The organism is Winogradskyella ludwigii (genome assembly GCF_013403985.1).
Taxonomy (GTDB): domain Bacteria; phylum Bacteroidota; class Bacteroidia; order Flavobacteriales; family Flavobacteriaceae; genus Winogradskyella; species Winogradskyella ludwigii.
This window is the reverse complement of sequence record NZ_JABFDF010000004.1, coordinates 70,501-93,325: the sequence shown is the minus strand read 5'-3', so window position 1 is coordinate 93,325 and position 22,825 is coordinate 70,501. Positions and strand designations below refer to the sequence as shown.

Annotated in this window: 16 protein-coding genes; 1 reads left to right on the top strand and 15 read right to left on the bottom strand. The window is 31.3% G+C overall.

Annotated features, from left to right (window positions below; translation table 11 throughout):
- Positions 1-2 precede the first annotated feature (2 nt).
- The 7 genes from HM981_RS10900 to murJ form a co-directional block, all read right to left on the bottom strand.
- Positions 3-917: a hypothetical protein gene (locus HM981_RS10900; protein WP_179338832.1), complete on the bottom strand. Its 915-nt coding sequence runs from the start codon at positions 915-917 to the stop codon at positions 3-5.
- 2 nt (positions 918-919) lie between these two features.
- The gene (locus tag HM981_RS10895) at positions 920-2,353 is read right to left on the bottom strand and encodes an MBOAT family O-acyltransferase (protein ID WP_179338831.1); all 1,434 of its coding nucleotides are present in this window, start codon (positions 2,351-2,353) and stop codon (positions 920-922) included.
- Between the two features lies 1 nt (position 2,354).
- Positions 2,355-3,341: a hypothetical protein gene (locus tag HM981_RS10890; protein ID WP_179338830.1), complete on the bottom strand. Its 987-nt coding sequence runs from the start codon at positions 3,339-3,341 to the stop codon at positions 2,355-2,357.
- A gap of 8 nt (positions 3,342-3,349) precedes the next feature.
- On the bottom strand, positions 3,350-4,783 hold the full coding sequence (locus tag HM981_RS10885; RefSeq protein ID WP_179338829.1) for an MBOAT family O-acyltransferase: 1,434 nt from the start codon (positions 4,781-4,783) through the stop codon (positions 3,350-3,352).
- 209 nt (positions 4,784-4,992) lie between these two features.
- Entirely contained in the window at positions 4,993-6,222 is a 1,230-nt protein-coding gene (locus HM981_RS10880) for an O-antigen ligase family protein (RefSeq protein WP_179338828.1), read from the bottom strand.
- A 3-nt stretch (positions 6,223-6,225) separates the two neighbouring features.
- Positions 6,226-7,287, bottom strand: a complete 1,062-nt coding sequence (locus tag HM981_RS10875) for a glycosyltransferase family 4 protein (protein WP_179338827.1) — start codon at positions 7,285-7,287, stop codon at positions 6,226-6,228.
- On the bottom strand, positions 7,287-8,555 hold the full coding sequence (gene murJ, locus HM981_RS10870; RefSeq protein WP_246286221.1) for a murein biosynthesis integral membrane protein MurJ: 1,269 nt from the start codon (positions 8,553-8,555) through the stop codon (positions 7,287-7,289). Before murJ ends, HM981_RS10875 begins: the two co-directional genes overlap by 1 nt.
- A gap of 592 nt (positions 8,556-9,147) precedes the next feature.
- On the opposite strand from murJ, the gene HM981_RS10865 reads away from it, so the two are divergent.
- Positions 9,148-14,784: a T9SS type A sorting domain-containing protein gene (locus HM981_RS10865; protein ID WP_179338825.1), complete on the top strand. Its 5,637-nt coding sequence runs from the start codon at positions 9,148-9,150 to the stop codon at positions 14,782-14,784.
- 141 nt (positions 14,785-14,925) lie between these two features.
- On the opposite strand, the gene asnB is transcribed toward HM981_RS10865, so the two are convergent.
- The 8 genes from asnB to tsaE form a co-directional block, all read right to left on the bottom strand.
- Positions 14,926-16,731, bottom strand: coding sequence for an asparagine synthase (glutamine-hydrolyzing) (asnB, locus tag HM981_RS10860; protein WP_179338824.1), 1,806 nt, complete (start codon positions 16,729-16,731; stop codon positions 14,926-14,928).
- Positions 16,732-16,918: 187 nt separating this feature from the next.
- Positions 16,919-18,298 (bottom strand): nucleotide sugar dehydrogenase, encoded by a 1,380-nt coding sequence (locus HM981_RS10855; protein ID WP_179338823.1) that lies wholly within the window; start codon positions 18,296-18,298, stop codon positions 16,919-16,921.
- Positions 18,299-18,457: 159 nt separating this feature from the next.
- Entirely contained in the window at positions 18,458-19,477 is a 1,020-nt protein-coding gene (locus tag HM981_RS10850) for an NAD-dependent epimerase (protein ID WP_179338822.1), read from the bottom strand.
- 89 nt (positions 19,478-19,566) lie between these two features.
- Positions 19,567-19,944: a hypothetical protein gene (locus HM981_RS10845; protein WP_179338821.1), complete on the bottom strand. Its 378-nt coding sequence runs from the start codon at positions 19,942-19,944 to the stop codon at positions 19,567-19,569.
- Between the two features lie 40 nt (positions 19,945-19,984).
- Entirely contained in the window at positions 19,985-21,178 is a 1,194-nt protein-coding gene (locus HM981_RS10840; protein ID WP_179338820.1) for an alanine dehydrogenase, read from the bottom strand.
- 106 nt (positions 21,179-21,284) lie between these two features.
- Positions 21,285-21,818: a hypothetical protein gene (locus HM981_RS10835; protein WP_246286220.1), complete on the bottom strand. Its 534-nt coding sequence runs from the start codon at positions 21,816-21,818 to the stop codon at positions 21,285-21,287.
- Positions 21,781-21,927 (bottom strand): hypothetical protein, encoded by a 147-nt coding sequence (locus tag HM981_RS10830; RefSeq protein WP_179338819.1) that lies wholly within the window; start codon positions 21,925-21,927, stop codon positions 21,781-21,783. The genes HM981_RS10835 and HM981_RS10830 overlap by 38 nt, the downstream gene beginning before the upstream one ends.
- Before the next feature lie 158 nt (positions 21,928-22,085).
- Positions 22,086-22,550: a tRNA (adenosine(37)-N6)-threonylcarbamoyltransferase complex ATPase subunit type 1 TsaE gene (gene tsaE, locus HM981_RS10825; RefSeq protein WP_317167175.1), complete on the bottom strand. Its 465-nt coding sequence runs from the start codon at positions 22,548-22,550 to the stop codon at positions 22,086-22,088.
- Between the last annotated feature and the right edge of the window lie 275 nt (positions 22,551-22,825).

The window sequence follows — 22,825 nt, the reverse complement described above, 5'->3', positions numbered from 1 at the left end:
AGTTAATTATTTTTTCTAAGGTAACCTTCAACTTGTTTTGCAGCTCTTTTATGACCATAACACGTCCAGTGACCATCATAATCAAACGTCCAAGTACTATCATTACTAGAATCTAGCAGTAATGTATTAAACCCAATATTTTGACACATTTTTATAATATAGTCACTAGAATTGGGATGAAAAACCAAAGTTTTATTTTGAACAGCGTAATTAGCTTTTACAAAATCTAATAGTTTTGAGACTTCCGTCTTGTATTCAGGCTTATTAGAAATTTCAATCGTATTTAATATAGGTTCAGCTTCTTCATTATTTATATTTAACGGAAACCTATTATAGAGATAGTATAATAGTTTCCAGTTATATAATATTTTTTTTAAGCCAGGTGCTTTCATTTCACCATATTCTATAGTATTAGTTTCTATATTTAATTGGGTAATGTCTTTCATTAATTTGACTTGCGTAATACTTTCGTAAAAATCGTCGTCAGTAACATAAATCAATGAATTTATGGGCTTTAAGGAGTCCATTTGTTTACTAATTTCCATAGCTTCAATCATCGAGATGCCAGAACGGCCAACTTCCATAAAGTTGTAGTCTTTTATGTTAGAACTTAGAAACGCAGATTGATGACACTCATTGGGATTCATGAAGTTTTCTATAAAAGAATCTCCAATAATCATAATAAGGTTGTCGTAGCTTTTTGGTAATTCGCCAGGCCATCCCAATTTATTTATAGTCCACTGATGATCGCCACCTTTCCAGTAACCATCTTGGTTTGGAAAATATTTTTGAATACCATGATCATCAATAGTTCTTTGAGGTATGTCTGATGTCGCATGTGTTAACCTCACAACGACTTCTCCAACAACTATTGTTATTAGTAAAAACACGATTATATTTATTAATAGTTTTTTCATAATTAAAACTGAAAATATATAAATTGTTGTTCTTCACCTGTAAAACTAAACATCAATACAATGAGTAATATATAAAAAGCCCAACGTACTGGTTTTTTCATAAAGTCTACTTTTTCAATGGCATATTCGCCACTTCGTCCCAGCCATTCTGTAATAATAAAAAACAGCACTAACGATAATATGGTAATCGGTAATACTTCAATCTTAGAGAACATAGATGGTGTAAACATGTGTTGTAGATAAGACAACGCGTGAGCTACAGAATCTGCTCTAAAAAACACCCAAGCAATTAATGTAATAAAGAATGTAAATGCTATTTGTCCAAATTCTTTTAGACTTGGAAAATATTTTCCTTCTGCTACTAAATCAGTGTTTACTCTATTCTTTTTGGCTAATAATAAAGGTAAAAAGTAGAGTGCGTTTAACGCTCCCCAAATTACAAAGGTCCAATTGGCTCCATGCCAAAATCCGCTGACGATAAAAATAATAAAGGTGTTTCTAATTTTCATTTTAAGACCACCTCTGCTTCCTCCTAAAGGAATATAAAGGTAATCTCTAAACCATGTAGAAAGCGAAATGTGCCAACGTCTCCAAAATTCTGCTATATCTCTAGAGAAATAGGGGAATGCAAAGTTTCTTTTTAAATTAAAACCAAATAATCTTGAGATACCAATAGCAATATCCGAGTACCCAGAAAAATCTCCATAAATCTGAAAAGCAAAGAAGAACGCACCGAGTAGGAGAGTGCTCCCATTATATTCCGTGTGATTATTAAATATAATGTTGGCATATTTAGCACAATTATCTGCAATAACAATTTTTTTGAATAATCCCCAAAGTACTTGTCGTAAACCATCAACGGCATTTCTATAATCGAACTTTCGTTCAATAGAAAATTGTGGTAATAAATTGGTTGCTCTTTCTATTGGGCCAGCTACTAATTGAGGAAAAAAGCTTACAAATGCCATAAAACCTACAAAATCTTTAGTCGGTTCTAGCTTTTTATTATAAACATCAATAGTATAACTTAAGGTTTGAAACGTGTAGAAACTAATACCTACTGGAAGTACAATATTTAAGGTATTGATGCTTAATTGTGAGCCAAAAAATGAAAATGAGTCTATTAAACTATTTACAAAGAAGTTGTAATATTTAAAGAAACCTAAAAAACCAAGATTTACACAAATGCTTATCCATAATAAAATCTTTCTGTTTTTTGGTTTTTCGTTTTTTCCTAATGCAATACCTATTGAATAATCTACTAAAGAGCTAAATAGTATTAACGCAAGAAATCTCCAATCCCACCAACCATAAAACACATAACTTGCAATTGCTATTAGCAGGTTTTGAGTCTTAATGTTTTTACCACCAATAAGCCAATAGAGCCCGAAAACTATTGGAAGAAATATAAAAAATTCTAAGGAATTAAATAGCATACTATTGCTTTAGTGGTTGTTTCTTGTTAATTTGTTTAAAGATATCTGTAAGCTGTAAACTTGCTTTTTTAGCACCTTTATAGTTAGCATGGTGGTAATCTGCAAAATCTTGATCTTTGTAAATGTATTGATCACTTTTAAAGCTGTTAAGATCAAAAAACGGCACTTTTTCTTCTGTTAAATAAGATGTAAAATAGGTTGCTTCATCATCAGTTTCTGTTAATTCAATCCTTGTTGGTGGATACGCTGTTCTAACACATATTAATTCTGCATTATGAGACTTTACGAGGTCTTTTATTTTGTTGAAATAGTTATTAAATCGGTCTTTGCTAAACGTAGAGGTTTCAAAATTTTCAATAGGTTGAAAATTAGAAATATCATCATCACTTACTATTTGCGTATCGTACAAATAACCTTTGATCCAAGTATCTTCATTTCTAACTAATTTGTTGTTAGAAAATAGACTAGCCAAATCTTGCTTTATATAATTATTGAACTTAAAAACAGGAATGCTATAGTTTAAAATCCCAGTAGTTCCGTAACCATCATATACTAAATTCAATTTTCTTTCAGTAGAATTAAAGAATGATGAATTAGAAAATGTTTGAAAGTAATCGTAAGACGTATCTGAAGCTTCAAAAAACATATCTATAACGACATATTTAGGGGATTGGTAATCAAAAATTTCTTGTAAAGAATAATACGTCTCTGCAATATCTTGTGCAGAGGTAGCCATATTATAAGAGTTTGTATGTAATACAGAATCTATAATTTTTGGATTAAAAGCAGCATAACATCTACTAGTACCAATAATTATAAGGTCTAAAGAATTTTTGTTTTTATGAATAGCTTCCCATTTAAGATAATTTCTATTTGTTTTATTCTGTACAGATTTATACGTAGGATATTCATAGATACCAGCGATTATAGCATTTACTATAATAAAAGCTAATAGACCTAAGGCAAACTGTTTTAAGAATTTTTTCATATTTTAATTTAAAACTGAAAATAAATAAATGCTTGTTCTTCTCCTGCAAATAGGAACATGAGCATAATTAACACTAAATAAAAAGACCATCTTAAAGGTTTATTTATTTTATCTATTCGTTCCAACGCATATTGTCCGTGTCTTCCAAGCCATTCTATGGTTATAAAAACGGCAACTAAAAATAAAACCGTATAAGGTATAAGTGCGGGTTTTGAAAACAATGAGAAGTTTAGCATGTCTCTTAAATAACTAAAGGCATGACTAACGGAATCTGCTCTGAAAAATACCCAAGCGACTAAGGTTATAAAAAAGGTCGCTAGCATTTGTAGGGTTTCTCTAAAACTTGGAAGCATTTTGTTTTGTGCAACTACATCTGTATTTACTCTGTTTTTGTTAGTTAGTAATAATGGTAAAAAATAAAGCGCATTTAAGCCTCCCCAAATTATAAAAGTCCAATTGGCTCCATGCCAAAACCCACTGACAAGAAATATGATAAAAACGTTTCGGATTTTTTTATTTAAACTTCCACGACTTCCACCTAAAGGAATATAAATATAGTCTCTAAACCACGTTGATAAAGACATATGCCAACGTCTCCAAAATTCTGCAATATCACGAGAGAAGTAAGGGAAAGCAAAATTTTGTTTTAAGTTAAACCCAAAGAATCTAGAAATACCAATAGCAATATCTGAGTAACCAGAGAAATCACCATAAATCTGAAAGGCAAATAAGAAAGCTCCTAAAAGCAGTGTGCTACCAGAATAGTCGTCTGAGTTATTAAATATAATGTTGGCATACTTTGCACAGTTATCTGCAATAACAACTTTTTTAAACAAACCCCAAATTACCTGACGCATGCCATCTACTGCATTAGCATAATGAAATTCTCGTTTTTTATAAAATTGAGGTAATAAATTGGTTGCTCTTTCAATAGGACCTGCAACTAATTGAGGAAAGAAGCTTACAAAAGCAAAAAAGGCGACTATATCGTTAGTAGGCTCTAAGCGTTTGTTATAAACATCTATGGTATAGCTTAAGGTTTGAAATGTGTAAAAACTTATACCAACAGGAAGCACAATATTTAGTGTATTGATACTTAATTCTGATCCAAAAAATGAAAACGAATCTACAAAGCTTTCAATAAAGAAATTATAGTATTTAAAGAAACCTAGAAAACCAATGTTAATACAGATACTAGTCCATAATAAGATTTTACGTTTATGTTGTTTCGTTTCTTTACTAAGTAAAACACCAATGCCGTAATCTACAAACGAACTAAAAATAATTAGAGAGAGGAATCTCCAGTCCCACCAGCCATAAAACACATAACTAGCAATGACTATCAGTAGGTTTTGTAACTTTAGTTTTTTGCCTAAAACAAACCAATAGAGTATAAAAACTATGGGCAGGAATACAAAAAACTCTAGCGAATTAAAAAGCATATATACTTAAGTTTTAGCCGTTTTATATGACATTACATACTTTCGGAGAGTAAATATGTTATATAATAATTGAAACATCAAAATTAATCTTTGAATTGGTACTTTAATACTTTTATCGGCATGATTAATTTAGGCGCGCTGCTTATTGTTAAAGCTGATATTAAAAGAATTAAGTGTAATACAAGGTTTGAGATAGTACTACTTTTAGATTAAGTAGAGACTTCCTCTTCAAGTTCTTTGACTTCGTCTGATTTTTTCTTTGGGTTAAAATCTAAAAGGTAGCCTAGGTAAACAAACAAGGCCATTAAGTAGGGCTGATTAATTATACTCTGTAAGCTTAACATAAATATGCATAGTGCAATTAAAACAGGAAGTACAAAATACCGAACATGTGGAGGACTAGATATGGCTCTGAGGAAATATTTTCCTAACATAAATAAAAAGAATAAGAGAACAAATATTCCAGCATCTGCCCAAACACCTAAAACCGTATTATGCGCATGATGAGAGTTTGCAAAATCTAATCCGTTACCAAATAAAGGATTTTTAAATATATAGTACAATAGTTCATTGACTAATTGGCTTCTTCCAGAGTCGTCTACTTTATCAAAATTAAATGATAACATGTTAACAATATTATTTATTTTATCCCGTTGTTGTCCAACCAAATTTAGGTTTGCTGTAATATGGTTTAGGTTTAATAGAACAACATAAAAAACGGGTAATAATATAATACCAAATATGATTCTAATACCACTGAAAAACTTATAATTAAGCATAACTAAAGAAATAACAAAGACCATAAAGCCTGTGTTAGAGAAGGTAATAAATAGACAATAGGCCACTACAGCTAAAAGAATTAATCTAATAATTTTCAGAAATTTATTTTCAGGCTTAAAATTTTTATAGAGGAAAACAAAGGAAATAATAGAGACTAATGCCATTTGATTAGCATCTCCATAAACTCCAGAAGCTCTGTCAATAATAAATATATTTACACCCGCTAATTTATCTAAATCAAAGTTGATACTTTTCCAATAAATACAAATAAAACACGATATAGCAAATGCCATAAGTGCTACTTTTTCAAATAAAACTCTATGATCAGATACACTTAAGTAATAGTAAAACCCTAAAACATAGAAAAAGGGAATTGTGCTCAATAAAATGCTAGAAGGATTGTTATGAATAGCTCCTGCCATAATAGCGAAGACAAAATACATAAGAAAAAATATTATCCACAACCTGGAGGTTTTAGAAAGCTCATCTTTATGTTTTAACATAAGTACAGTTCCTAATAAAATAAGTCCCAGATTCACATATGCTATAATCTGAGCAAGCGTAGTAGATAATAAATACGTAACTAATACTTGTAAATTTAATAGCGTAATTACAAAGGGAACTAGAAAACAAAGATGTATGAATGCTTTATTTTTCATTCTTTAAAGTGTTTCAAAAATATCTAAATACTTAGCGTAAATAGTTTCCATTTTATATTTATCTAAAGAATTGATACCATTTTTAGCTAATTTTTTTCGTTTTTCAGGGTTTTTAATTAATACATCTAATTTTTCGCACATCTGTTTTGAATTTTGATCTTCGACTAAAATACCATTTACGTTATGTGTAATTATTTCAGCAGGTCCAGAAATACAATTGTAAGAAATACAAGCCATGCCTTGTGACATAGCTTCTAATAATACTAATGGTAAACCTTCAAAACGTGACGTCATAATGTAGATCTCAGCATCTTTCATAAGATCTGAGACTTTAGAAGAAAACCCTTCAAAGATTACTTTGTCCGTTAAATTTTCTTTTTGAACTAGGGTTTTTAAGAATTTTGTGCCTTCATCGCCACCACCAACAAGTTTCAATTTCCAATCTGGATTATTTGCTAAAACCGGTCCAATCATTTCTATTAAGCTATCAAAACCTTTATGATGATATCTGTCTAGAGCACCTACGGCTAAAATTGTTTTCGTTCTATTTCGGTGTTCTTCTTGATAAACGTCAAATGAACACGGATTTGGCATTACAGAAACATTGATATTTCTCTTTTTATAAAACTCTTTGTCAAAATTGGTAAGTACAGTTAATGCATTACTAAATTTATAACCATACTTACGAGTGAATCTACCAATAAAATCAGTTTCTTCTAAATGATTATTGTGTTCTGAAGCAATAAGTTTAATACCATAAAATTTACTTACTAATATACCTATCAAGTTGGTCTGAATCATAAAACTGATAAGAACATCTGGTCTATTTTTTTTATGATAATAATATTGAGTTAAGTTTTTGAAGCTTCGTATCATGTGATTTTTGATACTTCCATGATGCAGCTTAATACGTTTAATGCCTTCGTTTGGTTGCCATACATCGGGCTCATTAAATGTTATAATTGAAACATCATGTCCTTTCTCATTAAAATAATTTGCTAATGAAACTAAAACACGTTCTGCTCCTCCAGAAATAAGTGAATTTACAAGAAAATCAATTTTCATTAGTCAAGTTTTTTATATTGTTTATACGTGTACCCGAAATAAAAGCAACTACTTATAATAAAGACTAAAGAGGTACTTAGCGCTAATCCATAAACACCATAATATTTAATCAATATCGTATTTAAAATGATGTTTATGGCTAAATTGGCTAAAGAAATCCAAGCCATAAAACTATTCTTATTAATACTAGTTAAAAACTTTACGGTTATTAATGTACAAAGATAGAAAGGAACATTTAGAAATAAAATTTGTTGAATAGCCGAAACCTTTATAGTGTCTTCATGTGTAAACTGATCTCTTTCTAACCATAATTCTACAATCCAATCAGAGAGAAAAACACCAATAAGTACAGCAACTAGAACACCAATAAATACTAATTTTAAAATTTTAAACAAATATTGATATGCAGATTTAAGATCTTCATTAACTAGTCTCGAAAAATGAGGTAATAATACATTTCCTAAAGACATAATAACTATAGCAACTCCAAAGGCAGGCAATCTATTGGCATAGTCTAAGGCGGCTAAAGAGCCAACTACAAGTTGACCAGCGAAAAATTTATCTACTATAATATTCATTTCAGAAAGAAAGCCAGATGATATTTTTGGTGGTAGTTGTTGTATCATTAATCGGGAATTAGCATTCAAAATTGGTTTTCCCAAAGAAAATATATTGTATTTAAGTACAAAGATTAATATAAATAAAAAGCTAACAATTGAACCCGCTAGAGCACCATAGGCTAAAACCATAGATCCTAAAGTATCAGTTAAGTAGAAAAGAAAAAGGATCATGGTTACTATAGGTAAGAATCCAACAACAGTAGATATTAAAAACCGATTGTCAATTTCTAATAATCCTGAAAGTACAGATCCAATTCCCCAAATAAAGACACAAGGTAAAAGCACATAGAATTGATCTTTTACGAGTTGATAATTTGCATCTGGATTATTTTTATAAATAAAATCTAAAAAGATATCTATAGAAAAGTAAGAAATAATCATAGAGATTACAGAAATACCAATGACCATTAAAAAAACAACACTTTGAAAACTAGACTTATTTCCATGGTTTTTTAATTCAGTAATATAATTAGGTATAAATAGGTTATTAAGTGAGCTAATAAAAACACTATTTATAAGTGTAGGAATTAAAGATGCAATTATAAAGGCATCTATGACTTCATTTAGGCCAAAAGTCCCTGCAATAATGGTCTCTTTATAGAACGCTAATCCTTTTACAAGAAAAGTGATAACAGCGACAATAATCATGCTTTTTATAACAGGATTCTTGAGCGCACTGTTTGCTTTTTCTATAAGTTTTTTTATGTGGTTTATTAGCATTATCTCCTAATCAAGGGTGTTGTATTATTGAAAATTGAATTATTATAATTAAGTGAAAATAATTGCATTAACCCTTGTTGTAGACCTTTTTAAACTACGTTATGCTTTTAATTATTGTCGCAACACTTAAAAAGCAAAGATGTAATTTTTTTTTTAAACACAGATTAATATTAGACCAAGTCCTATAGATTTAGGCTCAGTTATCGATTATTAGATAAACCGTTAATATTTATCGATATATGATATGCTATTTCAATAATTTTGGTTTTTTTTGTAAAAAAATCCGTTAAAGTGTTAAATGTTAGGTTTTGTAACGTCCGAGAAGATAAGTTAAAGCGTATATAATTGTAATGTTAAAAAATCAATTTACAACTATAGAATTTTACTTACAATTTTATTCTTTTTATCGAATAATTACGCTATTTAGTGTATTTTGTCGATTAAATTAGTCTTTAAACAATAAAACCTCTAATAATTTAATAAATTGCTCCTCTACTTATAAAATATTTCAATAGCCCCTATGAAATTTTCAAAATATCCCCTAGTATATCTCGTCACGTTAATATTTGTTTGTCTTTCATTTTGTAACCTTAATGCTCAGCAACCAGCTTTTCCTTCAGCTAAAGGTGCTGGTGGTTATGCATCTGGTGGTCGAGGCGGAGAAGTCATACATGTAACCACGTTAGATTGGGAAGCTGAAGGTGGATTAAAACAAGCGTTATTAACTACAGGTCCAAGAACAATTGTTTTTGATGTCAGTGGTGAGATTGATGCGTCTACAGAACCACAATGGGAATACCTTTTAGATGGCTCTAATTATGATAATTTAACCATTGCAGGACAAACGGCTCCATTAGGAGGAATTACAATTAAAACGTCTCAATTCTTTATACATAATCTAGATAATGTAATTATTAGATATATTAGATTTAGAAGGTCAGCTTCATCAGGATTTAATTCTTCAGCACTTTGGTTGAGAGGTTGTACCAACGTTATTGTAGATCATTGTTCTTTAAGTCATGGTGGTGACGAAACTTTTGATTTATCTTCTAGTGATGGAACGAGTGCTAATACAACGATTCAAAACTGTTTTTTTCAGGATAGTCAAAAGGGAATGATTTTAGGTACAGATACTAGAAACGAAGCTACAGTATTAGATGATTTGGGTAATTTTACATTAGTAGATAATGTGTTTATGAATATAGATCATAGGTTTCCAAATCCACAAGGGAATGGACAATATGATATTATAAACAACATCGTTTATAATTGGAAAAATAGATTAATTAGAATTACACAAGAGGGAACTTATAATATTTTGAATAATTATTATAAAACGGCAGACGATGGTTTAAGAAGACCAGGTTGGTTTGTGGGTGATGCAGTTATCGTTAATCAACTACAGAAAATACAGGCACAACCAGAAGATAACCCCTTAATATATACCGCAGGTAATATTATCACAGGCCAGAGAGAAACACCACAAACGGATGATAGAGATATGTGGACTTATTTTGCTGGTTCTCATGCGTCGTTTCCGGAAAATGATCTTGCTGCAGATAATTTCTTTACTACAACTCAATTTCCTTTAATAGGTAAGAGTTATACTATTAAAACAGCACAAGAAACCTACGACGATTTATTAACAGATGTAGGAACTAATAAAACGCTAAATGCAGATGGTACTATTAATAATTACTTAGACAGTAAGGATGAGTCTGATATATTAGTTATTAAGAACGATGAATTTGTAAGTGTAGATGCTAACTTTACGTATCCATCTGCTAGTGACGTACCATATCCAGTAATTCCAGAAAATCTTAGACCATCAGATTTTTATGTTTCTAATCCACATATTCCAGAAGCATACTTTCTAGCTAACGTACCAAGTGGAGAAGATCATAATGATTTTGCCCCAAGTGGTTACACATGGTTAGAAGAATATTTAAATGGAGTAGATCAATCATCATTACCACCAGTTAGTGTAGAGAGCGTAGTTGTAACTCCAAATCCCTCAGAAATTTTAATATCAGAAACGCTTCAATTAACAAAAACAATTTCACCTGCAAATGCTAATAATCAAAACGGAACATGGAGTTCTAGTGATGAAGATATTGCTACTGTAGATGAAAATGGTCTTGTTACACCAATTTCTGTAGGCGTTGTTGTAATAACATTTACAACAAGTGATGGATCATTCACAGATACCTCCCAGATAACAGTTTTTCCTGATGCGCTCCTAGCGAGCGCAGGTGCAGACCAACAAATTTGTGAAGGAGAATCTACCACGTTAACAGCAACAGGTGGTACAAGTTATCTTTGGAGTACAGGTGAAACTACAAGTAGTATAGAAGTGTCTCCATTAACATTAACCTCTTATTCAGTTATAGTATCTGACGATTATAGTCAATCTGAAGATGTAAGTGTAACAGTTACTGTAAATGCTTTGCCGTCAGTAGATTTAGGTGAAGATCAAATAATATGTGAAGGAGAATCAATTACATTAACAGCTAGTGGTGGAACTTCATATTTATGGAGTACAGGTGAAACAACAGCTTCAATTGAAGTAAGCCCAACATCAGATACCATTTATAGCGTAGAAGTCAGTGAAAATAATTGTTCTTCAACAGATGAAGTTATTATAACAGTAAATACAGCACCAGTAATAAGTGTTTCAGAAGATATAGTTATTGTAACAGGAGAATCAACAACACTTACAGCAAGTGGAAGTACGACTTACGATTGGAGCACAGGCGAAACATCTGCATCTATTATAGTAAGTCCATTAGTTACCACAACATACAGTGTTAGTTCTACAGCTGTTGGTGGATGTGTGAGTAATACAGAAACAATTACAGTAACTGTAATACCAGAAATTATAGCTGATGTTAATGAAGACAAAACTATTTGTAGTGGAGACACTGTAACATTAACAGCAACCGGAGGAACATCTTATTTATGGAATACAGGAGAAACTACAGCGACTATAGAGGTGAGCCCAAATGTAACAACAACTTATACAGTTACAGTAGAAGATGATTATGGTTATACGGATACTTCAGAAGTTACTATTACTGTAAATACAGCACCAACATTAGCGGTTTCAGAAGATATAGTTATTGTAACAGGAGAATCAACAACACTTACAGCAAGTGGAAGTACGACTTACGATTGGAGCACAGGCGAAACATCTGCATCTATTATAGTAAGTCCATTAGTTACCACAACATACAGTGTGAATTCAACAGTTGTTGGTGGATGTGTGAGTAATACAGAAACAATTACAGTGACTGTAATACCCGAAATTATCGCTGATGTTAATGAAGACGAAACTATTTGTAGTGGTGAAACTGTAACATTAACAGCAACAGGCGGAACGTCATACTTATGGAATACAGGAGAAACTACAGCGACTATAGAGGTGAGTCCAACTGTAACAACAACTTATACAGTTACGGCTGAAGATGATTATGGTTATACAGATTCAGTAGAGGTAACTGTTAATGTAAATGAAATGCCAAATATTACAGTTAACGACGATGTTTTTGTAATGATTGGAAACGCTATTACACTTACAGCAAATGGTGGCAATACTTATGCTTGGAATACAGGTGATACAACAAGTCAAATTACAGTAAATCCAGTTGTAACGACTACATATACTGTAACAGGTACTTCTGTAGGAGGTTGTCAAAATACAGATGAAGTTACAGTAACTGTTGTTGATGAATTGACAGCAAATGCAGGAGAGGATACTTCAATTTGTTTAGGGGAGAGTATTATGCTAAATGCTTCTGGTGGTCTAACTTATACTTGGAATACAGGAGGTACTGGTGCGTCACCAGTTGTTAGTCCGCTAGAAACTACAACTTATAGTGTTACAGTTACTGATGGTTTTGGAAATTCTGCTACAGATGATGTAGTTATAACAGTAAATTCTATGCCAACTGCCAATGCAGGAAACGATGAAGTTATTTGTGAAGGAGAGTCTGTTGTTTTAACCGCTGAAGGTGGTGATTCATATTTATGGAGTACAGGAGCTACCACAGCATCGATAACAGTAAATCCAGTTTTAGATATCACGTACAGTGTTGAGGTTTTTAGTAACGCTTGTTCAGATATTGATGAGGTAAGTGTATTTGTTCAACCAACACCAGAAATTACTTTAACTCAAGATTTAGTTATTATGAATGGGAATTCGGCAACATTAGAGGTTTCAGGTGCCGAATCTTACTTATGGAATACAGGAGATACTTCAAATTCAATAGTAGTAAATCCAACGGTAACCACAACATATAATGTTACAGGTTTTTCAGCAAGTAATTGTGAAGCTTCAGCAGAAGTAACAATAACGGTTGTGCCAGAAGTGAATGCAAATGCAGGAAATGATGTTGCTATTTGTTTAGGAGAGAGTGTTAGTTTAACGGCTTCAGGCGGAATTAATTATTCTTGGAATACAGGCGAGACTAATACATCAATGATAGTTAGTCCAATTGAAACTACAACTTATACAGTTACAGTAACTGACGATTTAGGAAATTCAGATTCCGATAGTGTAACAGTAACGGTTAATGAATTACCAACTTTAATATTAACTGAAGATGTTACTATTTTTGAAGGAGAGAGTATCAATTTAACAGTAAATGGTGCCGAATCTTATTTGTGGAATACAGGAGACACTTCAAACTCAATAGTAGTGAATCCAACGATTACTTCAACTTATAGTGTTACAGGTTTTTCATCAAGTAATTGTGAAACTTCAGCAGAAGTAACAGTAACGGTTGTACCAGAAGTGAATGCAAATGCAGGAAATGATGTTGCTATTTGTTTAGGAGAGAGTATTGCTTTGAACGCTTCAGGCGGAATTAATTATTCTTGGAATACAGGCGAGACTAATACATCAATTATAGTTAGTCCAATTGAAACTACAACTTATACAGTTACAGTAACTGACGATTTAGGAAATTCAGATTCAGATAATGTAACAGTAACGGTTAATGAATTACCTCTAATTAGTACAAGTGAAAACATTACAATAATAGAAGGGGAGAGTACTGAATTAATAGTAAATGGTGCTGTAGCATATTTATGGAACACAGGTGATACCTCAAGTTCTATAACAGTAAATCCTACTCAAACAACCATATATAGCGTTGTTGGGATATCAAATACGTGTACAAGTGAGCCATCGGAAATAATTGTTACTGTTATTCCGTTATTTCAAGCCTCAGCAGGTACAGATTCACGCGTTTGTGATAATGAGAGTTACGAAGTTATTTTAACAGCAACTGAAGGCGATAGTTATTTGTGGAGTACAGGAGAAACAACTCAAAGTATTGTAGTAAACCCTTTATCTACAACATCCTATTCAGTTACGGTTTCAGAAGGAATTCAGGAAGCCTCAGATGAGGTTATGGTTTATGTGGATCCGAGTCCTAATGTTGTAATAGCTAATGGTGAAAGTGTTGAAATTTTAAGTGGAGACTTTATAACATTATCTGCTTCTGGTGCTAATACTTATGAATGGAATAATGGAGCGTCACAACCTAATATAGCTGTGAGTCCTTCTGTAACAACAACCTACGTTGTAAAAGGATATATTGGGCAATGTTTGGATGAACAACAGATAATTGTTAATGTAATACCTAAAGTAGTTGCTGATGCTGGTGAAGATGTGTTAATCTGTGTAGATGACTTGGTTACTTTGACAGCAACTGGTGGAGATGAGTATGTTTGGAATACAGGTGAAACCACATCATCTATTTCGGTGTCACCGATAGAAACAACAGATTATACTGTTACAGTATTTAATGCTTTAGATTTTGATGAAGCTACAGTAAGAGTAGAAGTGGACTTAAATTGTACAACTGATACAATAGATAATCCAAATGAAGAAACACTAGAGGTGGCTTTAGATATTTATCCAAATCCAGCAAATGGCTTTGTAAATATCAAATTATCAGGTTCGCTAATAGTTTCAGATGTTCATATTTTTGATGTTACAGGAAAGCGAGTTAAACAAATTAGAATCACTAATGACGATTCAAACTTAACCACAACAGCACAAGTAGATATTAGTGCTCTTCAATCTGGAATATACTTTGTTAAGTTAATTGATGAAAATAATAATATCACAAAAAAACTTATTGTAAATTAATTTTAGCATTATATATGTAATTCAAAAAAGCATCAACGGTTAAACGTTGATGCTTTTTAAATTTTGCTTATTAGATAAGTTAAATATAAATCTTCGGTTTATAGATGTTTAATTTTTGAATAGTCTTTTCATAGTATTAATTTATCTCAAACCAAATTCATCATACCATTTACTTAAAACGTAAAGTTTCCAAACATGTGGTGTATGATCTTCTTTAAGTTCCATGTGTTCTGATAAAAGACGTTTAAATTTAGGCACATTTAGATTGGGTACTCTATTTAAGAAGTCATCATTAAGAGCTTGCATAAATTCCTCTTTAAGTTCGGTACGCATCCAATCACCAATTGGGACTGCAAATCCTCTTTTGGGTTGATTAAAAACATCTTCTGGAATATATTCTTTTAAGATATCCCGTAATATTTTTTTCTGTCGCCCTTTTTCATATTTAAAATGCATTGGTAGCGATCTTGCGTATTCTATAATTCTGTAATCTAAGAACGGACTTCTTACTTCAACAGAAAACGCCATACTCGCTCTATCTACTTTTACATTACTATCATTTTCTAGCCATAATTTTATGTTTAAATCTGCAGCTTTTTGTAAGAAAATGTTAGACCAAGTTTTGTAACCTTGGTAATGCTTCATGTAATCTTGTTTCTTTTCCTTTAAAAGAAATCCTTTTCTAGAAAAAATATTTTCAATAAAATCGTTTCTTCCTTTTGTAGTTAATGCATTTATAATTCTATGAGAATCCATACCAAAAAGCTTTAAGATTCCTGATTTAGCTATAAATTTTCTGAAGACATATGGAATGTCCATTATTCTCTTATTCTGCACTAAAGAGTCAAAATGCTCATAACCTATGAAACTTTCATCACCACCATCTCCAGAAAGCGCAACAGTTACATATTGTTTGGTAACATCATTTAATAATAACGAGGGTAGGGCAGAACTGTCTGCAAAAGGCTCGTCATAGACATCTGTTAGCTTTGGTATAAGTTTTAAAATATCACTAGGATTACAAATTGTAGTTTTATGATTTGTGTTTATAATCTCAGCGTATTGTTCTGCTATTTTACTTTCGTCATAATCAGGATCATCAAACCCTATTGAGAAAGTGTTTATTTGCTTATCAGATACTTTTGCTGCAATACTAGATATTAAAGCTGAATCAATACCACCAGATAAAAATGATCCAATTGGCACATCTGATTGTAATCTTATCTTAACAGCATCTAATAATAACTTATGAAGTTCTCGTTTTGCATCTTCATATGAAATATCTATTATTTTAACCGGTTTTAAGTTCCAATATTCCTCAATAGTTAGATTATTGTTATTTAAATCAATTTCCATTGAGTTACCAGGCGGAAGTTTAAATACGGTTTCAACAATTGTATATGGACTTGGAATAAACATGCAGTCCAAATACATTGAAATGGCATCATCGCTTACTTTTTTACCAGAAAGCATTGGTTTAATTTGACTACATATTTCAAATTTACCATCCTCCCAATAATAATAAAATGGTTTTACACCAAGCCTATCTCTAGCAGAGAACAGTTTATTCGTTTCGGCATCATAAATTGAAAACGCAAACATGCCATTTATTTTATCGAGAATTTTTTTTCCCCAATGTTTGTAGCCAATTAAAAGTACTTCTGTATCACTTTCAGTCTTAAAAATGTATCCTAAATCTTGAAGTTCTTTCTTTATGGTTTTATAATTGTAGATTTCACCATTGAAAACTATGGTGAAATTTTCATAACCCATAGGTTGGTTAGAGCGAGGGTCTAAGTCTAATATAGAGAGACGCAAGTGTCCAAACGTAATATTATTTATTTTTTCTATTCCAGTGAAATCTGGACCTCTAAATGAGATAGAATCAAGTTTTTCTCTTACTTCCGCTTCTTCAAATGGAATATTTGTTAAATAAATGCCACACATCGTACTTGGTTTTTGTAAAACATATTATTCTATAATCATCATTGTTGATTTTATGTAAACTATAAATCAAGATAGTCCTTAAAATAAAATGTTGATTTCTAAATTAATAATTTTATTCTATAATTGATAAAAGGCACTAAAATATGTATTTAAGTGCCTTTTTCGATATAATTAATATATTAAAATTTTATTTTCCTATTGAAGAGTATTCAAAACCAATCGCTTCCATCTCTTCTTTATCTAGTATATTTCTACCATCAAAGATAAATGCAGGTTTTTTCATTTGATTAAAGATCTTCGTCCAATCATAAGTTTTAAACTCATCCCATTCGGTCATGATAGCAATTGCATGCGCATCTTTTGAAGTTTCATAAGGATCCTCATAAGATTTTACTAAATCATTATTTTCTTCTTCAGATCTTGTATTTAAGTAATTAAGATCTGCTTGTACTTTTTTGCTTGTTACTTTTGGATCGTATACAGCAATATTTGCTTGTTCATTTAATAAATGATCTGCAACATAAATCGCCGCAGATTCTCTAGTATCATTTGTATCTTTCTTAAATGCCCATCCTAACATTGCAATTTTCTTACCAGAGACAGTATTATATAATGTGCTGATTAAATTATTAGAAAAGCGACGTTTTTGATGATCATTTAAAATAATAACTTGTTCCCAATAATCTGCAACAGCTGTAAGACCGTAACTTCTAGCAATGTATACAAGGTTTAGTATATCTTTTTGAAAACAAGAACCACCAAAACCAATAGACGCATTTAAAAATTTCGATCCAATTCTAGAATCCATACCAATGGCCTTAGCAACTTCATTTACGTTTGCTTCTGTGTGCTCACATAATTCTGAAATAGCATTAATTGAAGAAATTCTTTGTGCTAAAAATGCATTAGCAGTTAATTTAGATAACTCTGAAGACCAAACATTGGTTCTTAATATTCTTTCTTGAGGTACCCAACTTCCGTAAACGTTAGCTAAACTTTCTATAGCATCTTCAGACTCACCACCAATTAATACACGGTCAGGATTTAATAAATCTTGAATTGCTGTACCTTCGGCTAAAAATTCAGGATTAGATAAAATTTCAAATTTAACATCACTTCCTGTATTGTGTAAAATACTTTTTATAGCTTGAGCTGTTCTTACAGGTAACGTAGATTTTTCAACAATAATCTTATCAGTAGTTGCCACTTCAGCAATATTTCTAGCACATAATTCTACGTATTTTAAATCAGCAGCCATACCTTTTCCAATACCATAAGTTTTGGTAGGTGTGTTTACAGATATAAAAATCATTTCAGATTCTTTAATAGCTTCATCTATTTCTGTTGTAAAAAACAAGTTTTTACCTCTTGTTTCTTCTACGATTTCTGCTAAACCAGGTTCGTAAATAGGTAATTGTGATACATCTTCATTATTCCAAGCTGCAATTCGCTCTGCGTTAATATCAACAATAGTAACTTTTATGTTTGGATTTTTCTTAGCTATAATAGCCATTGTTGGTCCTCCAACATAACCAGCACCAATACAACAAATTTTTGTAATCTTCATGTGTTTAAATTTTCTTTGCTATGACTCAAATTTTAAAATAATGACAAATTTGACTTAATTAATTTAATTTCTATAATTTTATTCTGTAAAAAACCTCTTTTTAAGTTAAATTTCATTCGTTTAAAATGAAAATAAAAGGTTTATTTAATTTTTAATTAGTTATTTGTAATAGGTTTTAAACCAGTCTACAAAAGATTTTACTCCATGTTTTATGGACGTATTAGGGCTGTAATTGTAATCTTTAATCAATTCATCTACATCTGCCCAAGTTCGTTCTACGTCTCCTGGCTGCATCTCCATCATATCTTTAGTGGCTACCTTGTTTAGGTTAAGTTCTATTTCCTTAATAAAGTCTAACAACTTAACTGAGCTATTGTTGCCTATATTATATAGTTTATAATAGTCATCTGCTTCAATGCGCTCTTTTGTCGGTTTTTCTATAACTCTAACAACACCTTCAACAATATCATCAATGTAAGTAAAATCACGCTCCATATTACCATGATTAAACACTTTAATAGGTCTATCGTTTGCGATGGCATCTGTAAATAAAAACATAGCCATATCCGGTCTTCCCCATGGACCGTAAACCGTAAAGAATCTAAGTCCGGTTGTTGGAATTTTAAATAAGTGGCTGTAGGTGTGCGACATTAATTCATTACTCTTTTTTGTCGCAGCATATAAACTAATCGGGTGATCTACATTGTCGTCGGTAGAAAATGGAATTTTTTTATTCATTCCATAAACACTAGAACTACTTGCATAAACTAAATGCTTAATAGCATTATGTCTACAGCATTCTAATAGATTTAAAAATCCAACAACATTAGCGTCGATATAAGTATCAGGATTATCTATACTGTTTCTTACACCAGCTTGTGCTGCAAGATTACAAACAATATCAAATTTTTCTTTTTTAAATAATCCAGGAAGTTCTTCTCTATCCTGTAAATTCATTCTTACAAAAGAGAAGTCATTAGATTTACTTGTACATACCTTATTAAATTCAGAGGCTTCGGCTTTATCAATTCCTAGTTCGTTAAGCCGTGCATACTTTAAGTTTACATCATAATAATCATTTAAATTGTCTAACCCTACAACTTGATGACCTTTAGATAAAAGAACTTTAGAGGTGTAAAAACCTATAAACCCTGCTGCTCCTGTTACTAATATTTTCATAATGTATCTTTTTATGTTTTATTAAGGAAATTCAAATATTAAAATTTAGTTTGTAATCTCTAAATTTAATATGCAACATTTTTGATTTATTAGATGTCTGTATAGTTTATATCGAGGAGTGTAACAATTGAATCACAGTTTTTTACCATTAGTTCAAGATCACGCTCTTTATAACTGTTTTCTATAAGGTAGACTTTACAAGAATCTATTTTGGTTTTACTTTTTGAAAAATCTACGCTACCAAATTTCACTAAGTTAATAACCACGGTTGAATCCAAGGATTGTTTTGCTATAAATTTAATAGCATTATCTGAATACTGAAAAGGCTTAGAACTGATGTTTTTTGTAGTTCTTGCATTTGGACTATAATCACAAGAAGCATCTTTTCCGTTTAAAAAAAACATAAGAAGAATTAACCCGATGCCAAAACCTCCAAGGTAATAGCCTAAACGATGTATAAATTTCATAATTAAAAATATGAGAGCTTATTAAGCTTTAAAAAATAGATTAGAAAATTAATAAATTAGCATCACTAAAATCCAAACCAAACCATTCTGCAACAGATTTATTGGTTAAAATGCCATGGTAAAAATACAATCCATTTTTTAAACCGCGATCAAATCTCAGGGCATTTTCTATGCCACCATATTCTCCAATTTCTAATAAATAGGGAGTGAAGATATTACTTATTGATACTGAGGCGGTTCTAGAGTATCGTGCTGGAATATTTGGTACACAATAATGAATAACTCCATTGTATTCAAAGGTTGGCTTATCATGTGAAGTAACTTCACTTGTTTCAAAACAGCCGCCCATATCAATACTAACGTCTATAACAACAGATCCATTTTTCATATGGCAGAGCATACTCTCTGTTACAACAACTGGCGCTCTATAAATACCACGAACAGCTCCAATGGCAACATCGCAGCGTTTTAGGGCTTTTAAAAGGTTTTTGGGTTGCATGGTAGAGGTGTAAATAGTACGTCCTAGGTTATTTTGAAGTCTACGAAGTTTGGTAATAGAACTGTCAAATACTTTAACGTTTGCTCCTAAACCAATAGCAGAACGTGCTGCAAATTCTCCAACTGTACCAGCTCCTAAAATTACAACTTCCGTTGGAGGAACACCATTGATGTTACCCATCATTAAACCATTACCACCATTAACATTAGAAAGTAATTCTGAGGCGATTAATATAGAAGCTGTTCCTGCGATTTCACTTAAAGAACTTACAGCAGGATAGGCACCATCATCGTCTTTAATATACTCAAAAGCTAAGGCTGTAATTCGTTTTTTTGCTAAAGCTTCAAAATAAGATTTTGATTGTGTTTTTATTTGTAACGCAGAAATTAAGAGCGTTTGCGGATTAATAAGTTTTATTTCATCTAAAGAAGGTGGTTCTACTTTAAGAATAATAGGGCAGGAGAATACTTTTGCTGTATCCTTTGTAACTTCTGCTCCAGCTTCACTATAGGTTTTGTCTTTGAAATTAGCTCCTTCTCCAGCGCCAGACTCAAACAATACGCGATGTCCATTAGCTGTTAATGCAGAGACTGCATCTGGTGTTAAACATACGCGACGTTCTTGAAAATGAGCTTCTTTAGGAATACCTATAAAAAGTTCTCCCTTCTGTTTAAGAATTTCTAAGGTTTCTTCTTGAGGTAGTAATTGGGCTTTTGTAAATGGAGATATACTCATTAGAAGTTACTGACTTTAGTTTGTCTTTGCAATATAGCGAATTAGTCCATATGTACAGAGATATTTATTTAACTTCAAATTAGTAATAAATAATGGTATAAAAATTTTAAAAATATTGTTTAATCCTTCCCCAAAGACTTTTAGGTTTTATCATAAACTCAGCTTCAAGCTCTTCAAGAGATTTATCTGAAGTATTTATTTTGTTAAACATTTTTGCTCTAATTAGATATATTGAAGGAACAACAATGACTAACACAGGCAATAAATATAAAAGTTGATTTTCGTCGGTACGTTTAAACTCGGCATTAAAACTAGTAATAATTTGAAAAGAATACATAATTATAGGTATTAATAGCACATGATGCCACCAATGTTTACAAGTTAAAAACCATATTAAAATTAACAATAATGGAACAATTTTCCCAGTATAAACCCACATAGCATATTGCGCTGATTCCCATAGACCACTTTCATAAGTACCAAAAAAAGTGTCCCAAACCACTTTGTCTGGAACACTTTCGTGTATTAAATATAATAGTGGAGTAGACGCGATTATTGTGGATACAATAGATCCTAAAATAGCACTTCTACTTAATCTACTATTATCCCCATTTAACGAGTTTTCTTTTTTTCTTTTCAATTTTTGTTGTTGTTTGTCCATCTAAGTCAATAATGTTAGTTGCTTGTACAGTAAATAACATTCCGCCAAAGATTGCAATTGCCAACACTAGATTTTTTTTGTTTTTCATAATTTAAAGGGATTTAATTAATTAACTGCAACAAATGTATACTCATTACTAAGTACTTACAAATGAAGAGTTGTTAAAACCCAACAAAGAATGAGATATACAGTACGGTTTTTCCGTAACACTAGTCTTATCTTGTAGGAATATTTCTATAGAATTCTCTAAAATTTTACTGTAGTCATATCTGTTTTCTCGATTAAATGCGTTCTATTAGTTGTTAATTTTAAGGATCTTTTATGGTCTCCTAGGTCTGTAATAGTAATGGTTTGGCTGTTTTCTGGTAATAATTCTTCTATGCGCTCTGACCATTCCATGAATAACCAATGGTTACTATTAAAATAATCTTCTATTCCAAAATTGTAAGCTTCGTCTATAGATTCTATTCTATAAAAATCAAAATGATAAATCTTATCTTCTGGTAACTCATATTCATTAACTATTGAAAAAGTTGGGCTAGTAGCTACATCTTTACTTTGCATTGCATTTAAGAGTGCATTAATAAATGTGGTTTTACCAGCTCCCATACTCCCATTGAATAAAACAGTTTTAGAATACAATTGTTCTAATACTTTATTTGCAATAGCATCAATATCATTTAAATGGTATGTAAATTCAATAGTTTTCACTGTTGTTTTCTTATATTTCAGGAGGCAATTATAATGAAAATAATTGATACAACCTAAATAAAAATGCATTTCGTCGATTATTTTTGCATTTTAAAGATGTTTATTAAAGTTTGTAAAATGTTTCTGTAGATAAATTTGTCATACCTAATGTAAGCAATAATTGTCTATAATACTTTTATTTTTATAATTCTAATATGTTATAGGACTAAAAAATGTTGAATTACATGTCTATTAATAAACAGTAATTCAACATTATATAAAATTGTTATTTATTT

What these genes read in the sequence shown, in the direction of transcription:
- HM981_RS10895 (WP_179338831.1), bottom strand. Translation starts at nt 2,353, where the DNA reads ATGCTATTTAATTCCTTAGAATTTTTTATATTTCTTCCAATAGTTTTC.
- HM981_RS10840 (WP_179338820.1), bottom strand. Translation starts at nt 21,178, where the DNA reads ATGAGTATATCTCCATTTACAAAAGCCCAATTACTACCTCAAGAAGAA.
- HM981_RS10855 (WP_179338823.1), bottom strand. Translation starts at nt 18,298, where the DNA reads ATGAAGATTACAAAAATTTGTTGTATTGGTGCTGGTTATGTTGGAGGA.
- HM981_RS10890 (WP_179338830.1), bottom strand. Translation starts at nt 3,341, where the DNA reads ATGAAAAAATTCTTAAAACAGTTTGCCTTAGGTCTATTAGCTTTTATT.
- HM981_RS10875 (WP_179338827.1), bottom strand. Translation starts at nt 7,287, where the DNA reads ATGAAAATTGATTTTCTTGTAAATTCACTTATTTCTGGAGGAGCAGAA.
- HM981_RS10885 (WP_179338829.1), bottom strand. Translation starts at nt 4,783, where the DNA reads ATGCTTTTTAATTCGCTAGAGTTTTTTGTATTCCTGCCCATAGTTTTT.
- asnB (WP_179338824.1), bottom strand. Translation starts at nt 16,731, where the DNA reads ATGTGTGGCATTTATTTAACAAATATTCCATTTGAAGAAGCGGAAGTA.
- HM981_RS10880 (WP_179338828.1), bottom strand. Translation starts at nt 6,222, where the DNA reads ATGAAAAATAAAGCATTCATACATCTTTGTTTTCTAGTTCCCTTTGTA.
- HM981_RS10845 (WP_179338821.1), bottom strand. Translation starts at nt 19,944, where the DNA reads ATGAAATTTATACATCGTTTAGGCTATTACCTTGGAGGTTTTGGCATC.
- murJ (WP_246286221.1), bottom strand. Translation starts at nt 8,555, where the DNA reads ATGATTATTGTCGCTGTTATCACTTTTCTTGTAAAAGGATTAGCGTTC.
- HM981_RS10830 (WP_179338819.1), bottom strand. Translation starts at nt 21,927, where the DNA reads ATGAAAAACAAAAAAAATCTAGTGTTGGCAATTGCAATCTTTGGCGGA.
- HM981_RS10865 (WP_179338825.1), top strand. Translation starts at nt 9,148, where the DNA reads ATGAAATTTTCAAAATATCCCCTAGTATATCTCGTCACGTTAATATTT.
- HM981_RS10850 (WP_179338822.1), bottom strand. Translation starts at nt 19,477, where the DNA reads ATGAAAATATTAGTAACAGGAGCAGCAGGGTTTATAGGTTTTTACACC.
- HM981_RS10900 (WP_179338832.1), bottom strand. Translation starts at nt 917, where the DNA reads ATGAAAAAACTATTAATAAATATAATCGTGTTTTTACTAATAACAATA.